This window comes from Ruegeria sp. S263, from assembly GCF_056780525.1.
In genome coordinates this window covers 2,469,909-2,483,861 of record NZ_CM165558.1, presented here as the reverse complement: position 1 = coordinate 2,483,861, position 13,953 = coordinate 2,469,909, and the positions used below count along the sequence as shown (strand labels likewise).

The 13,953-nt window shown below is 58.3% G+C and carries 16 protein-coding genes and 1 tRNA gene; 9 read left to right on the top strand and 8 right to left on the bottom strand.

Annotated features, from left to right (window positions below):
- Positions 1–11: 11 nt before the first annotated feature.
- Positions 12–1,088 (top strand): bifunctional diaminohydroxyphosphoribosylaminopyrimidine deaminase/5-amino-6-(5-phosphoribosylamino)uracil reductase RibD, encoded by a 1,077-nt coding sequence (ribD, locus tag ACT2B1_RS12395; RefSeq protein WP_481669023.1) that lies wholly within the window; start codon positions 12–14, stop codon positions 1,086–1,088.
- On the opposite strand, the gene ACT2B1_RS12390 is transcribed toward ribD, so the two are convergent.
- The 3 genes from ACT2B1_RS12390 to ACT2B1_RS12380 are packed head-to-tail and all read right to left on the bottom strand — an operon-like array spanning position 1,085 to position 5,596.
- Positions 1,085–3,085, bottom strand: a complete 2,001-nt coding sequence (locus ACT2B1_RS12390; protein WP_481667846.1) for a capsular polysaccharide biosynthesis protein — start codon at positions 3,083–3,085, stop codon at positions 1,085–1,087. The two genes, ribD and ACT2B1_RS12390, sit on opposite strands and share 4 nt — an antisense overlap.
- Positions 3,085–4,218, bottom strand: coding sequence for a polysaccharide biosynthesis/export family protein (locus ACT2B1_RS12385; protein WP_171239494.1), 1,134 nt, complete (start codon positions 4,216–4,218; stop codon positions 3,085–3,087). The genes ACT2B1_RS12390 and ACT2B1_RS12385 overlap by 1 nt, the downstream gene beginning before the upstream one ends.
- 31 nt (positions 4,219–4,249) lie before the next feature.
- Positions 4,250–5,596: a capsule biosynthesis protein gene (locus ACT2B1_RS12380; RefSeq protein ID WP_171239493.1), complete on the bottom strand. Its 1,347-nt coding sequence runs from the start codon at positions 5,594–5,596 to the stop codon at positions 4,250–4,252.
- 140 nt (positions 5,597–5,736) lie between these two features.
- Here ACT2B1_RS12380 and ACT2B1_RS12375 point away from each other — a divergent pair, with 140 nt between their 5' ends.
- The 6 genes from ACT2B1_RS12375 to ACT2B1_RS12350 all read left to right on the top strand — a co-directional run bounded on the left by ACT2B1_RS12375 (position 5,737) and on the right by ACT2B1_RS12350 (position 9,637).
- The gene (locus ACT2B1_RS12375) at positions 5,737–6,324 is read left to right on the top strand and encodes a riboflavin synthase (protein ID WP_171210535.1); all 588 of its coding nucleotides are present in this window, start codon (positions 5,737–5,739) and stop codon (positions 6,322–6,324) included.
- A gap of 102 nt (positions 6,325–6,426) precedes the next feature.
- Complete coding sequence (gene ribB, locus ACT2B1_RS12370; RefSeq protein ID WP_171122764.1) at positions 6,427–7,548, top strand: 3,4-dihydroxy-2-butanone-4-phosphate synthase; 1,122 nt, start codon at positions 6,427–6,429, stop codon at positions 7,546–7,548.
- A 2-nt stretch (positions 7,549–7,550) separates the two neighbouring features.
- Positions 7,551–8,102, top strand: coding sequence for a 6,7-dimethyl-8-ribityllumazine synthase (locus ACT2B1_RS12365; protein WP_171121000.1), 552 nt, complete (start codon positions 7,551–7,553; stop codon positions 8,100–8,102).
- Positions 8,099–8,581 carry a transcription antitermination factor NusB gene (nusB, locus tag ACT2B1_RS12360; RefSeq protein ID WP_171121002.1) on the top strand — a complete coding sequence of 161 codons (483 nt, stop codon included), beginning with the start codon at positions 8,099–8,101 and terminating at the stop codon, positions 8,579–8,581. The genes ACT2B1_RS12365 and nusB overlap by 4 nt, the downstream gene beginning before the upstream one ends.
- Positions 8,582–8,640: 59 nt before the next feature.
- Positions 8,641–8,946 (top strand): hypothetical protein, encoded by a 306-nt coding sequence (locus tag ACT2B1_RS12355; RefSeq protein WP_171239491.1) that lies wholly within the window; start codon positions 8,641–8,643, stop codon positions 8,944–8,946.
- A 259-nt stretch (positions 8,947–9,205) separates the two neighbouring features.
- A complete protein-coding gene (locus ACT2B1_RS12350) occupies positions 9,206–9,637 on the top strand; it encodes an MmcB family DNA repair protein (protein WP_481667845.1) in 432 nt (143 codons plus the stop codon).
- Positions 9,638–9,641: 4 nt separating this feature from the next.
- Here ACT2B1_RS12350 and ACT2B1_RS12345 read toward each other — a convergent pair whose 3' ends face one another.
- Entirely contained in the window at positions 9,642–9,830 is a 189-nt protein-coding gene (locus ACT2B1_RS12345) for a DUF6324 family protein (RefSeq protein ID WP_171121008.1), read from the bottom strand.
- 77 nt (positions 9,831–9,907) lie between these two features.
- Between ACT2B1_RS12345 and ACT2B1_RS12340 the strand changes: the two genes are divergently transcribed.
- Both ACT2B1_RS12340 and ACT2B1_RS12335 read left to right on the top strand, forming a co-directional pair.
- Entirely contained in the window at positions 9,908–10,390 is a 483-nt protein-coding gene (locus ACT2B1_RS12340) for a GNAT family N-acetyltransferase (RefSeq protein ID WP_171239489.1), read from the top strand.
- Positions 10,391–10,437: 47 nt separating this feature from the next.
- Positions 10,438–10,514: transfer RNA gene (locus tag ACT2B1_RS12335), tRNA-His, on the top strand.
- Between the two features lie 80 nt (positions 10,515–10,594).
- Here ACT2B1_RS12335 and ACT2B1_RS12330 read toward each other — a convergent pair.
- The 4 genes from ACT2B1_RS12330 to ACT2B1_RS12315 form a co-directional block, all read right to left on the bottom strand.
- Positions 10,595–11,401 (bottom strand): ABC transporter permease, encoded by an 807-nt coding sequence (locus tag ACT2B1_RS12330; RefSeq protein WP_171122775.1) that lies wholly within the window; start codon positions 11,399–11,401, stop codon positions 10,595–10,597.
- Positions 11,398–12,285 (bottom strand): ABC transporter permease, encoded by an 888-nt coding sequence (locus ACT2B1_RS12325; protein ID WP_171121691.1) that lies wholly within the window; start codon positions 12,283–12,285, stop codon positions 11,398–11,400. The genes ACT2B1_RS12330 and ACT2B1_RS12325 overlap by 4 nt, the downstream gene beginning before the upstream one ends.
- Before the next feature lie 72 nt (positions 12,286–12,357).
- A complete protein-coding gene (locus ACT2B1_RS12320; protein ID WP_481667844.1) occupies positions 12,358–13,071 on the bottom strand; it encodes a transporter substrate-binding domain-containing protein in 714 nt (237 codons plus the stop codon).
- Positions 13,072–13,103: 32 nt separating this feature from the next.
- Positions 13,104–13,880 carry an ABC transporter ATP-binding protein gene (locus ACT2B1_RS12315; RefSeq protein WP_171239488.1) on the bottom strand — a complete coding sequence of 259 codons (777 nt, stop codon included), beginning with the start codon at positions 13,878–13,880 and terminating at the stop codon, positions 13,104–13,106.
- Positions 13,881–13,953: the final 73 nt, after the last annotated feature.

Sequence of the window (13,953 nt, the reverse complement as noted above, 5' to 3'; positions counted from 1 at the left end):
ATAAGCGATATATGGCGTTGGCCCTGTCCTTGGGTCAGCGCGGTCAAGGAACGTGTTGGCCAAATCCGGCTGTTGGTTGCGTTGTCGTGCGCGACGGTCGGATCGTTGGGCGTGGCTGGACGCAACCGGGCGGACGGCCCCACGCCGAAACCGAAGCTCTGAGGCAAGCCGGAGATGCAGCGCGCGGAGCGACAGCATATGTTTCGCTGGAGCCGTGCTCACATCATGGCAAGACGCCGCCCTGCGCCGAAGCCCTGATCGCGGCGGGTGTCTCACGCGTTGTTTCTGCGATTGAAGACAGCGATCCGCGCGTGGCCGGGCAGGGCTTTGCGATGCTTCGTGATGCGGGAATTGAGGTGACGACCGGGGTTCTTGCCGATCAAGCGGCGCGGGATCATGCGGGGTTCTTTTTGAAAACCGAACAGGGGCGGCCTTTTGTGACGCTCAAACTGGCCAGCAGTTTTGATGGCCGGATCGCGACCTCAAGCGGTCACAGCCAGTGGATAACCGGCCCCAAGGCAAGACGTGTGGTTCATGCGATGCGCGCCCGGCATGATGCGGTGATGGTCGGGGCAGGAACCGCGCGGGCAGATGACCCGTCGCTGAATGTCCGCGATCTTGGAATAGACAACCAGCCTGTCAGGGTCGTTGTCTCGCGCCACCTGGACATTCCGCTGATCGGTCAACTTGCCAGAACCGCCGCTCAAATTCCGCTGTGGCTGTGCCACGACCCGTCGCCGGACCCCGAACGTGCACGTGCGTGGGAAGGGCTTGGCGCAACGCTGATCCCTTGCGCGTTGAATGATCACCAGATTGATGCCACGGACCTTTTGCAGCAGTTGGGGCAGGCCGGTCTGACCCGTGTCTTCTGCGAAGGAGGGTCTGCGCTTGCGGCGTCACTACTTGCCGAAGACCTTGTCGATGAGTTGGTCGGATTCAGTGCTGGCCTGACAATCGGTGCAGAAGGCTTGTCGGCAATTGGTTCACTGGGGCTAGAGACTTTGGACACCGCACCTCGGTTCGAATTGTTGGAGGTGCGGGCCGTTGGGCCGGATGTGCTGCACCGATGGACGCGATCTTTCCGCTAACCTCTGCGCCAGAAATGCGCGTGCGTGGCAAAAACGCCCTGTAGTTTGGACAGCAGTCGAACAGACGCGCCACCTGTCGCCCCATAACCGTCCACCAAACGTTGTAGGGCGACTTCAACGGGGCAGGGTTGGCCAGTTACGGGGTCCAGATAGCGTGGATAGTCAATCAAAGACGCGTGCACCAAACCCAACAATGATGGGCGCGCTCCGCGCCTTGCAGGAACGGACCCCAGATCTTGGGTCAGTCCCCAGCCCGCATAGAAAGGTCCGCCAAGCGTCGTAACGCTGACACTGCGCAAAAGTGCCTCAAATCCCAGCAGCGACGTCATGGTCCAGACTTCTTGCACTTGGGTAAGCAACAGTGCGGGGTCGGAGTTCACTGCAACGACGTCAGCAAGACCTGCCGTGTCAATCTCGCCTTCGCGCAGCTTAGCTTCGACATCCGGGTGAGGCTTGTAGATGATGACGGCGTCTGGGTTCGCCTCGCGCGTCGTTCGCAATAGTTCAAGATTTGTCCGCACGTTGTTGGTGCCCAAAAGGATTGACGCATCATCCTCTACCTGACCGGGGACGAGTATCCGGTGACCCTCGGGCAGTTTCGGGCATGACCCACCCGTATTGTACTTGCTGAGGTTCGCAGACACGATGCGCGAGATAAGCTTTTCAGCTCGGATTTGCTGATCGGGACGCAGGGTTTCCCGCCGGGCGATCATCTCCTCAAGCTGGCTCGGACGGGTAGGGTCGTAGTAGATTCCGATGTCGTCGGTTGCCAGAGACAGGGGTGGCACAAGACGCGCGCCAAGCCCTCGGGACCGGAGAAATCCATCTTCGACCCGCGTGACATGCCCGGCATCGCGTGCGTGATTGCCCCACACCATGTGCGGCCGGTCCGTATTTTCAGGAATCTCGGTCGTGAACCGCATTTTCTTTTCGCGCCCGAACATCTGTTGCAGGTGTTTGCGCTTCCACAGCCGCATACCCGAGGCTGTCCAACCTTGGTGATCCTGCCGCCAAGCGCGCGTTTGCGCCTCAAGAATGTCGAGAACCGTTTCCAACTCGCACAATTGATCCTGAAACGGATCATACCACTTTGGGTTCAGAACCATCGCAGCCGCAAACAACTGCGCGCGGGTCAAGGTGCGCTGCCTGCGGGGAAAAAAATGTTCGTCCTGCGTCAATCCCCAACCGGCATAGAACGGCTCGCCAAAAATGCGGGGTTTGTGCCCGGCGAGGATGGCTTCGAACCCCAACTGGGACGACAGGGTATAAACGCCGACGGCACCTTCCAGCAGCGTCCAGGGGCTGAGTGGTGCGTCAAAGAGTGTGACCCGGTCGGACAAGTCCTGTTCAGAATAATACCCGGCGCGATGCCCTTCGATCGTTTCAGGGTGGGCCTTAATCAAAACGCGTGCGCCCGGATTCTCTTCCTGCGCCATGACAAGCATCTCACGGAACCGGGCAGCGTCGCCTTTGCTGGCGGTGACGGATGCGTCGTCGCGCGCCTGATCCACGACCAAAACATATCCGGGGTCGGGTGGCGAAAGGGCCGTATCAAACGCGGAATACTTGCTGATGTTGAGCTCTTTCATACGGGCGATCCCGCCGCGCGCCCTGTTCAGCAGGGCGGTATCGTCCAGCGGGTGCGTGCTCAGAAGCGTTTCAATATCCGACGGTTGGGCCGGATCGAAGTGCAGCCCGGTTCGATCCAGCAACAGGCCCAGCGGCGCCTCGCCACTTCGGCCGGGATGCAGCGATCGTATAAAGGCATCCTCGACTCTGAGAAGGGGCGCGTTATGCTTCTCGGCTATGTTTAGGCCGCGATGGGCCGTTGGGCTGTTGCCCCAAATGCCGACAACATCGCCGTCCTTGGGAAGGCCTAGTCGGATGTCATACCTGGCAAGCGTCAGAATTCGGCGTATGCGCCGCCCGGTCAGAAAACCGACATTGTACACAAACAATCGGGTGCGATCCGCCCCGGCCGATTTCTCGGGATACATCAGCCGCCCGTAAGCGTGGCGACGTTCGCGAAGGGTGTCAGCCCGCCCGCGATAAGGGAAATTGACTTACTCCACTGGGAGTAGGGCGCCTCGGTCACATAGATCGTGTCGTCGTCGCGAATGACAAAGTCTCTGGCCACGAAAAGCCCGTTCGGGGCAGTCAGGTTCAGCAGGTAGATCATACGTTGATCCCCTTGCAAATCCGCTCGCCCCATAACTGTGCGTGCGATGTCCTGCCGCTCTCGCCGCAGAACGAAAATGCCTGTTGGGTCCGAAGACAAGGACTGCAAGCCGCCAACCTGAGCAAGCGCTTCAAGCGCGGACAGGTCCTGACTGTCAAAGGCAACACGCGACTGTCCACCAGTGGCGCCCAATGCGATATATGACCGCGCGTCAGCCTCAACCAGAATTCGGTCGCCGCCGCGTAAGGCCACATCCATCCGAGGGTTGCTAAACAGGTCCTCGTACCACACCGTGCCCCGTTCGTTGCCGCGAATAAGCGTCACCAGTGCAATATCCGACCCGACAGCAACACCACCAGCTTGGGACAGCATGCCCGTCAGAGTGCGCGTCGGACGTTCAATTGGGTAGATGCCCGGCGCCCCGATAGTGCCTGTCAGTGAAACGGTTGATCCATCACCCGCGATACGGCGCACTTCGACCTGCGGGTCGGGCGTTTGATCCTTGAGCTCTTGGGTGATCTGCATGCGCAACTGTTCCGGGGTGTTCCCGGCTGCACGGACGCGCCCCGCGTAGGGCACAAAGATAAACCCGTCGCTGTCTACCTGAACCTCGTTCAGCGCAGTTGCGGCCCCGGCTGGCCCCGTCAACAGGCCGTCATCGACGTTTTCCCATACGGTCAGTCCCAACACGTCACCCGGTCGCACTGTGTCGGCGGCCAAGCTCTGCGCGCTTTGAAACGAGGCGGGAAAGCCAAATTGTGGAATCGCGGACGTGGCCTGCGCGACACGATCATCGACTTCTACAACGAAGGCGTTGCCACCGTTTTCGACGGACCCGGCCAGAATCTGGTTCTTGCTGGGGCCGGACTTTGGAAGTTGACACGCCGCCAGAAGGCCAAGCGCGGCCACAAGGGAAACCCCCCGTATCCATTGGATTGGAAAGCTCTGCACTGCCGAATATCCTCAGTCTTTTTTGTTTGCGTTACGCTATCTGTTTCTTCTCGCAACTTCCAGCATCAACCTGTTCGTTTCCTTCCACTATTCTTAACTGTGGCGTCTGAGTCTCTGTCACATCAAGGACCGAATGGTAAGGATCGTGCGGGCTGAGCATCATGTCCGCGACGCGGCGCAGCAACTGGCGTCGACCGTGTCTGGAATAGAATCCGCCCGGCACCTGGCAGGTTTTCAAAAGAAAGTCCCGATATACCTGATAGGCGTCGTGGTCGGGCGGATCAGGGCGCGCAAAGAACTCTGCAATAGGCTGTTCTGACACGAAATCCGGTTTGTCATAGACCGATGTGCCGAAGGTGCGAATAGGGATGCCACGCCACAAAACTTGCTGACCTGCTGTCGAGTTGATCGTAACTGCGGAATTCGCATCATCCAGCAGTTTCGCCAATTTTCCGCCCGGAACATAATGGACCCGATCCGCGATCCCGTATTTCTTGGCAAAAAAGCGGGTTTTGCGTCGCAAGGGTTCGCGATGGTTTTCCAGCGGATGCTCTTTTACGACAAGCTGGTGATGCCGGGGTGCGCCTTCAGCAAAACCTTGGATTGCATGTTCGAGAAAGTCGGACATGCATGTGTAATCCGAATGAGTCTGAACCGAACTGTCATGCCCCAACTGAAGCAGGACCAGATGATACGGCAATCCACTTCTGCGTGCTCGCGCCGTGGCCCATCGCCGCTGAACCCTGTGAAACGGCATTAGCATCAACCGTTTAAAGTACAAGCGGAATTCTTTTGAGACCGGCAGCTCTCGGTGCCGTCGGAAGTTGCTGTAACGATGGTTCAGAAACAAAAGGAACCAATGGTAGAGCGCGCCATAGAAAATGTGCTGCCGCATATCACCCCAATGCGACGGAGGGGGCGGCTTCGGCGCGTCAGAGCGATCCAGCGCCCGCTCCATCTGCCTGACATTCAGTGTCATCAGACGCGAATTGCCGTTGGAACCCGAGCGCTCATAAGTGGTCCACCATGGGCGAAGATACCCTTCTTCGAACACATGCACGGTGATGCCGCGGGTGCGCGCGATTTCGACCGCTTGGGCGTGGACGGGCCGGGTGTCTCCGTACAACACGATATCGGTGACGCTCAGGGTTTCGACGAAATTGCAAAACCACTCAGGCCATGTGTCGGCAGGGTCGGGGAAGGGAACGAAGCTGCTCCGGTCGAACCAGAACACCTCATCCCCGGCATTGAAACCCACGCGCCAGACCTTGGCCCCGGTTCCGCGCAGCGCGCGACCCAGAGCGCTGAAGAACGGCCCATGTGGCCCCTGTAGGAACAGGAACACGCGGCCATCGGCGCCGGAATTGAGTGGTGGCATTGGTACTGCTCGTTTCATTTTGGTGCGGAAATTATGCCTATTTGTGTCTATCACGGCAAGGCGGGGCTTGCCCCTACAGTCGGTTACGCTTACCTCGGCTTGGAAAACTGGTCACAGGTTAGAAGCTGAGGGTTAAAGCAATGTTTACCGGGATCGTTACAGATGTTGGCACTGTTACCGAGTTGGACCAGCAGGGCGATCTGCGGGCGCGGATTAAAACGGCCTATGATACAGCCGGCATTGATATCGGCGCCTCGATTGCCAGCGACGGTGTTTGTCTGACTGTAATCGCGTTGGGTGATGATTGGTACGATGTCCAGATCAGCGCTGAAACCGTGTCGAAAACCAACTTGGATAGTTGGCAGGTTGGCAAGCGTGTAAACTTGGAGCGTGCTCTGAAAGTCGGGGATGAACTGGGCGGGCACATTGTATCCGGTCATGTCGACGGTGTGGCCGAAGTTGTCGCGGTGGAAGACGAGGGCGACAGTACCCGTGTAACTCTGCGTGCGCCCAAGGACTTGGCGCGTTTCATTGCGCCCAAGGGCTCGGTCGCTCTGAATGGAACGTCCCTGACAGTCAATGACGTGGCAGGTTGCGATTTCGGCATCAACTTCATCCCGCACACCAAGGAGGTGACAACTTGGGGCGGCGTCTCTGTCGGTGACAAAGTGAACCTCGAGATTGACACGCTGGCCCGCTATGTCGCGCGTCTGGCCGAAATGTCCTGACCAGACGCCGCGTTCTGGCCGGTTCGGGGCGTTTGCAGACTGGCCTTTGCGCGCGTGGTGGTCTATCCACCCGTGCAAACTTGCTCAGCGAAAGGCTGCCCAATGAGCTTTGAAACCCCCGGACCCGTCGAGGCGCAATTGCGCGACGCGATCAGCCCGATCGAAGAGATCATCGAAGAGGCGCGCAAAGGCCGGATGTATATTCTGGTCGACCACGAAGACCGCGAGAACGAGGGCGATCTGGTTATCGCCGCCGAGTTCGCGGATGCCGAGGCGATCAACTTCATGGCCACCCATGGGCGCGGATTGATCTGCCTGCCGATGACCGCCGAACGTGTGGACGCATTGGGTCTGCCGATGATGGCGGTCAACAACTCGTCGCGTCATGAAACAGCGTTCACCGTATCGATCGAGGCGCGCGAAGGTGTGTCGACCGGGATTTCCGCCGCTGACCGCGCGCTGACCGTGGCGACCGCGATCAACGAACAGAACACTATGGCGGCCATCGCCACCCCCGGCCATGTCTTCCCGCTGCGCGCCAAGCGGGGTGGGGTGCTGGTGCGCGCAGGCCATACCGAGGCCGCAGTGGATATCTCGCGCCTGGCCGGGCTGAATCCCTCGGGCGTGATCTGCGAGATCATGAAACCCGATGGCACCATGGCGCGGCTGCCCGATCTGGTGGAGTTCGCCAAAACCCACGACATGAAAATCGGCACGATCAGCGATCTGATCACTTACCGCTCGCGCAATGACAATTTGGTGGTCGAGACCTCGCGGGAAACCGTCACCTCGGAATATGGTGGCGAATGGGAGATGCGGATTTTCACTGATCAAACCCACGGCATCGAACACGTCGTCATGGTCAAAGGTGACGTGACTACACCCGAGCCGGTTCTGACCCGTACTCACGCTTTGCATGAAGCGCCCGACATTCTGGGCCTTGGACCCAAATCCTCGCGCGAATTGCCGCGCGCGATGGAGAAGATAGCCGAAGAAGGCCGCGGCGTGGTCTGCCTGTTCCGCCAGCCGCGCAATTCGCTTTATGCCGCCGAGGACGAAGGCCCGCGCACCATCAAGCAAACCGGTCTGGGCGCGCAAATCCTGTCCAAGATGGGCATTCAGGAACTGGTGCTGCTGACTGACTCGCCCGAAACCGTATATCTGGGGCTCGACGCGTTTGGCCTGTCCATCGTCGGCACCCGCTCCATCCTCAAGGAAGACTGATCGTGGCTGAACAAGATAAACACGGCGTCCTGCCGACCCCGACCTTCGACAAACCGGTGAAGCTGCTGCTGGTGGTGGCCCCGTTTTATCGCGCTATCGCTGACAATATGGTCGCCGGTGCCAAGGCCGAGATTGAGGCAGCAGGTGGTACCTGTGACGTGGTCGAGGTTCCCGGCGCGCTGGAAATCCCGACCACCATCGCCATGGCAGACCGTCAGTGTAACTATGACGGCTATGTCGCGCTTGGTTGCGTCATTCGCGGCGAGACCACGCATTACGAAACGGTATGCAATGACTCCAGTCGTGCCATTCAGTTGATGGGCCTTCAGGGTCTGCTGATCGGCAACGGCATCCTGACCGTCGAGAATGACGAACAGGCCGAGGTCCGTGCGAACCCAGAAAAGATGAATAAAGGCGGCGGAGCAGCCGCTGCGGCCTTGCATCTGATCGCGCTCAGCCGTAAGTGGGGCTCTTCCAAAAAGGGCGTGGGCTTCAAGCCGCCGTCCGAGTCCATCCTTGTGGCGGGCGACAGCAACGGACCCACGACAGCATGACCCAGACAGACGCGCCGAAACCGGCCAACCAGAAACGCCTGATGAAATCCGCCGCCCGGTTGTATGCCGTGCAGGCGCTGTTCCAGATGGAGCAGTCGGGTCAGACCACCGAACAGGTTGTCAACGAGTTTCTGGATCACCGGTTTGGTGCCGTCTATGAGGGTGAGGAAATGCTGGACGGCGATATCCGCCTGTTCCGCAAATTGGTCGAAGACGCCGTGAACTATCAGGCACCGATCGACCAGATGACAGACCGCGCGCTGGTTGCCAAATGGCCTATCGCGCGCATCGACCCGACCCTGCGCGCTGCGTTCCGCGCCGCAGGCGCCGAGCTGACCCAAAGCGACACGCCGCCCAAGGTGGTCATCACTGAATTCGTCGACGTGGCACGGGCGTTTTTCCCCGAAGGGAAAGAGCCGAAGTTCGTCAACGCAGTTCTGGACCACATGGCGCGCGAGGCCCAGCCCGAGGCGTTCTGACGCCTTTACGCAGGGCCCATATGCGCTAGGCTGAACGTCGGAGCGCAAGGAGGCCCGCAATGCCCAAACTGATCCGTCTGTATATTACTCAGGTTGCCTGGGGTTTCGCGATCTCGGCAGTGTTTGTCGGTGTCTTGCTGGCGTTTAACGTGGCCAACCTGCGCAGCCTCATCACCGGATCAGATATCGGTCTGGTCGCGCTGTTGATGATCTGGTTCATGAACGGCATCGTTTTTGCCGGTGTGCAATTCGCTTACAAGATCATGAGCATGGCTGAAAAGCCCGGTGGCCCGCGCCGTGGCTCGCCGGTTGTGCACAGTTTTGAGCCTGCTGTCGTTCGTCGGGACGCCCCTGCGGGGAAATAAGCTAAGCTTGAAAAAAATGTGGCGGGACCGCCAGTCAACCGTGCGGTGTGATTCCCGAGGACCTGTATGTACAGGTGGGCGCCAGGTAATCAGGCCAGGACCTGAACAGAGCCAGCCCCCTCGGAATTGCTTAAGGCCACCAGAATGCTACCAATCACAAGAAGGGCAGAACCCGCCAAGGGTCTAACTAGGTGTTGCTGACTGGATAAGCAAGGGTAGGCGGGTTGATTTTTGTTCTCTAATTGTTCACATTCCCCGGATGGTATTGGACTTGCAGCCTGGACAGAAGCTTGCACGCGGTGTCGCGCGCCATCTCAGCGCGCATGGATTTGTTTCTGTTGAAGAGTTTGTGCCCGTGCGCGGGTTGCGTGTGGATGTCATGGGGCTGGGCCCCAAGGGTGAGCTTTGGGTGGTTGAGTGCAAGTCCAGCCGCGCGGATTATCAGTCGGATGCCAAATGGCAGGGCTATCTTGAATGGTGTGATCGGTTTTTCTGGGCCGTGGATACTAATTTTCCAACAGACCTGCTGCCACAGGAAACCGGCCTTATTATCGCTGACGCCTATGATGCCGAGATTGTGCGCATGGCGCCCGAAGACAAGCTGGCGCCGGCAAGGCGCAAGAAAATGATACAAAAGTTTGCAACGGACGCGGCACGTAGACTGCACGCGCTTCGCGATCCAAGGCTTTGAAAAATCAGCCTTTTACCTCGCGTGCGGCTTGCGCGGCGGCTCGGATTTCATCCGCAATCTCCTCGGCTTCTTCGGGGTCAAAATCCATCGGGACTTCCAGACCGTCGGCTTCGATGAACAGGCGCACCATGCCCTGATCGGTCGGGCCGATTTGCAGGTTGGCCTGAATGTCACGTTCGGTGTTGATGCCCATATTCGCCTCCGGAGATGAGCATTCGTGCTATCGCGCAAAGGCTTGAGAATCAAGACGCTGATGCGGTCAGATGCATTATGAACAATGCAAAGATAAGACCCTTTTGCGCTTCGGATGTGCCGTGGCTGGTTGAACAGCACGGGACCCTCTACGAGCGTGATGAAGGATTCGACGAAACCTTCGCACCGCTGGTTCAGCGGATTCTTGAGGATTTCGTAGCGACCCATGACCCCGAGTTTGAGCGAGGCTGGATTGCCGAACAAGAAGGTCAGCGTTTAGGCAGTATTTTCTGCGTCAGACTGGACGATAGCACCGCAAAGCTGCGCCTGTTTTTTCTTGTACCAGAGGCGCGGGGAATGGGGCTGGGCAAACGCCTGTTGTACACATGTATGGACCACGCGCGCGCTGTCGGGTTCGCTCAGATGTCATTGTGGACGCACGAAAGTCACCGCGCCGCCTGCGCGCTTTACAAGGCGACAGGCTGGCATTTGACTGGCAGCAAACCGGTCCATTCCTTCGGTGTCGATCTTGTCGAACAAAGCTGGAAAATTCGGCTTTAATCCTCTTGCATTCCCCGGGCGCGTTCGGTAAATCGCCCCTCACGAGTGCCGCCTTAGCTCAGTTGGTTAGAGCGCTGGATTGTGGATCCAGAGGTCCCCTGTTCAAGCCAGGGAGGCGGTACCACTTCTCCCTGATCAGAGATTGGTGACACGGCAGGCTAGGCCGTTCATTCATGCATTGAAAATGAAGTAGCGCGCCGAAAATCAGCGCGCCAGGTTCAGCCTCAGCTTCATTTTGCTGCGCTTGGCGGCAGGCAGGTGCCGGTTCAGGCGCTTGTTGACCAGCCCGAACGCCCAGATGACCACGAGTGTCAGCAGGATGAAGTAGAAGGCCAGAATTGGGTAGGGAATGAAGGGGTTGAAGGTCTTGTCTGCAAAATACCCTGCGTAATACAGCGCATCGCCTCGTTGCTGCCAGACCGGAAACGCCGAGAAGAAGACCAGTGTGGTGGCGTGAAACAGAAAGATTGCTTCGTTCGTATAGGCGGGCCACGCCAGTCGCAGCATCGTGGGCCAGATGATGCGACGGAAGCGGGACCAACCTGTCATGCCATAGGCGTCTGCAGCCTCGATATCGCCCTTGGGAATTGAACGCAGCGCGCCGTAAAAGATCTCGCCCGAATAGGCGGCCGTGTTGAAGAACAGCACGATTAGCGCGCCCAGCCAGGCCGAGGTCAGCGCATCAAGGAGCGGAAAGCTCTGCTTGAGAGACAAGAAGAAGAAATAGGCAAAGAAGAACTGGATGAACAGCGGCGAGCCCCGGAACAGAAAGATGAACCATTCCGACGGTTTACGCAGCCATACATTTGTTGACGCTTTGCCCAGTGCCAGTGCCGTGGCCAGAAAGAACCCCGTGACCAGCGCCATGATTCCGAAATAGATGTTCCAGATCATGCCTGAACCGATCAGGGTGAATTGTTCGCACAGGGTGAAATCAGCCTTGGGAATGGCCCGCTCGCCAATACCGATTGAGCGCAGGCCATAGTCCTGAATGGTCTGGATACAGCTCATGCGGTGGTCTCCTTGCGCAACAGCTCTCCGCCTGATGTGGCCTGACCGTGGGACAGGCGGCGCATCAGCCGTTCGAGACCAATTTCAGAAACTCGGGTCATGCCCAGGTAGAACACCAGCAGGGCAAGGAAATACCACATGCGCCAGTCGCCATGCGGGTATTGCGTGAATTTCGGGTTCTTGAACGCGCCCAGTTCGCGCGCCCAATAAACGATGTCTTCGATACCCAGCAGGAACAACAACGGCGTAGCTTTGATCAGCACCATCCATAGGTTCGACAGGCCGGGCAGGGCATACACCCACATCTGGGGCACAAGGATACGCCAGAAGGTCTGGCTGTGTGTCATCCCATAAGCCGCCGCCGTTTCCAATTGCGCATGGGGAACCGCGCGCATCCCGCCAAACAGGACGTTGGCGGCGAAAGCTCCGAACACGATGGAAAAGGTGATCACGGCCAGAAAGAAGCCATAGGTTTCGTGCACCCATTCGGGGGCTGTGCCCAGCGGCAATTTCGCCGACTGACAGACGATAAAATCATTGCCCTGCCGGATTGGGTCCGTCCATTCAGGACACAGTATCTTGTGCCGCGTCCATTCAAACGCCTGATCCAGCGCGATTACGAAAAACATGAAAAATGCGATGTCCGGCACGCCGCGCACGATCGCGATATATCCCTTTCCCAACCACGTTAGCGGCAGGATATGCGACCGGGCAGCCATAGCCCCCAGAAAGCCGAATCCCAAGGCTACGGGCGCGGTAATGGCCAGCAGCAGCAAAACCTTGAAGAAGGACAGGTAAAACAGCCAATGAACGCCGTTGGTCAAATAGCAAGAGAACCAACGGACAGTGCCGAGCGTTTCGGGATCAGTGCAGAACGAGAAAATGGCGGGCCTCTTTGACTGGCAAAGGCTCAGAATGCGGCGCGCCCGGTTGTCAGGCGCGCCGCAATTAGCAATTTAGAAGGTCGAGGACACTTCCCACTTGGTGATCAGCTCGTTCAGGCTGCCATCGTCCTTCATGGACTGGATGGCGGCGTTGAACTTCTCTTTCAGCTCACCGTCGGACTCGCGGATGCCCATGCCGACGCCACCGCCCAGCGGGACTTCGTCACCGACAAAGACCATGCCCGAGCCGTCTTCGGTGAAGGGCACCAGGAAGGATTTGTCAGCTAAAACCGCATCAGCTTCGCCATTGCGGACGGCTGCGATGGTTTCTTCGGGGCTTGCAAACTCCACCAGAGTTGCGCCGGAATCTGCAATGTAGCCAGCCTGAATGGTGCCTGTTTGGGCCGCCACGACGCCGCCTGCCAGATCAACACCATCGGACATGGCAACATAAGCCGACGGATCTGGCGGGGTGTAGTTCTGGGTGAAGTCGATGACTTCGTCCCGCTCATCGGTGATCGACATGCCGGCGATGATGGCATCATAGTTGCCCGAGACCAGGTTCGGGATGATCGAATCCCAGTCGTTCTTGACCCATTCGCAATCCAGGCTGGCGCGCTTGCACAGCTCGTCGCCCAGTTCGCGCTCGAACCCGTCGATCTCGCCCGCGTCGTTTACGAAGTTCCACGGTGCATAAGCACCTTCAGTGCCCAGACGGATCGTGTCCGCCATGGCCATGCCCGCGCCAAGCGCCAGCGCTGCTGTGGTCAGAATCAGGTTTTTCATTGGTAACTCCCCAGTTTAGTTCTGTCCTGAGTTTATGCCGCCTTGGTGGCGGATAGAAAGCCCTGAAGCCGTGCGGATTCAGGGGTGGTGAAGATGTCTTCCGGAAGGCCCTCTTCCTCGATCAGCCCTTGATGCAGGAACACCACGTGGCTTGAGATATCGGCCGCCATTTTCATGTCATGGGTCACGATGATCATGGTGCGGCCTTCAGCGGCCAGATCCTTGATAACCTTGATGACTTCCTGCTCCAACTCAGGGTCCAGCGCCGAGGTCGGTTCGTCAAACAGCAGCGCCTCGGGCTCCATGCACAGTCCGCGCGCAATCGCGGCACGTTGTTGCTGACCGCCTGAAAGTTGCGCCGGATATACGTCGCACTTGTCGCCGATACCGACTTTTTCCAGATATTTCCGCGCGCTGTCCTCAACTTCGGTCTTGTCACGGCCCAACACGGTGACCGGGGCTTCCATGACGTTTTGCAGGATTGTCATGTGGGCCCACAGGTTGAATTGCTGAAACACCATCGACAGGTTGGTGCGGATACGCAGAACCTGTTTTGCGTCGGCGGGACGACGGTGTTGACCTTGGCCTGCCCAACGGACGGGTTCGCCCTTGAACAGAATTTCCCCCTGCTGACTGTCTTCCAGCAGGTTGCAACAGCGTAGAAGCGTGGATTTACCAGACCCGGACGACCCAATCAAAGACACCACATCACCGCGTCTGGCCGTAATATCCACCCCTTTCAGCACTTCTAGATTGCCGAAACTCTTGTGTAGGTTTTTGATCTCGATGACCGGAGTGGAATCTGTCACGGGAGCCCTGAGTGTTATTGGTGTTGGTGCGGTACTAGGGCTTAAATTTTTGAGCAATGCAATGCGCAAATGA

What these genes read in the sequence shown, in the direction of transcription:
- ribB (WP_171122764.1), top strand. Translation starts at nt 6,427, where the DNA reads ATGAGCTTTGAAACCCCCGGACCCGTCGAGGCGCAATTGCGCGACGCG.
- ACT2B1_RS12350 (WP_481667845.1), top strand. Translation starts at nt 9,206, where the DNA reads ATGGTATTGGACTTGCAGCCTGGACAGAAGCTTGCACGCGGTGTCGCG.
- ACT2B1_RS12345 (WP_171121008.1), bottom strand. Translation starts at nt 9,830, where the DNA reads ATGGGCATCAACACCGAACGTGACATTCAGGCCAACCTGCAAATCGGC.
- ACT2B1_RS12375 (WP_171210535.1), top strand. Translation starts at nt 5,737, where the DNA reads ATGTTTACCGGGATCGTTACAGATGTTGGCACTGTTACCGAGTTGGAC.
- ACT2B1_RS12380 (WP_171239493.1), bottom strand. Translation starts at nt 5,596, where the DNA reads ATGCCACCACTCAATTCCGGCGCCGATGGCCGCGTGTTCCTGTTCCTA.
- ACT2B1_RS12340 (WP_171239489.1), top strand. Translation starts at nt 9,908, where the DNA reads ATGAACAATGCAAAGATAAGACCCTTTTGCGCTTCGGATGTGCCGTGG.
- ACT2B1_RS12355 (WP_171239491.1), top strand. Translation starts at nt 8,641, where the DNA reads ATGCCCAAACTGATCCGTCTGTATATTACTCAGGTTGCCTGGGGTTTC.
- ACT2B1_RS12390 (WP_481667846.1), bottom strand. Translation starts at nt 3,085, where the DNA reads ATGTATCCCGAGAAATCGGCCGGGGCGGATCGCACCCGATTGTTTGTG.
- ACT2B1_RS12320 (WP_481667844.1), bottom strand. Translation starts at nt 13,071, where the DNA reads ATGAAAAACCTGATTCTGACCACAGCAGCGCTGGCGCTTGGCGCGGGC.
- nusB (WP_171121002.1), top strand. Translation starts at nt 8,099, where the DNA reads ATGACCCAGACAGACGCGCCGAAACCGGCCAACCAGAAACGCCTGATG.
- ACT2B1_RS12330 (WP_171122775.1), bottom strand. Translation starts at nt 11,401, where the DNA reads ATGAGCTGTATCCAGACCATTCAGGACTATGGCCTGCGCTCAATCGGT.
- ribD (WP_481669023.1), top strand. Translation starts at nt 12, where the DNA reads ATGGCGTTGGCCCTGTCCTTGGGTCAGCGCGGTCAAGGAACGTGTTGG.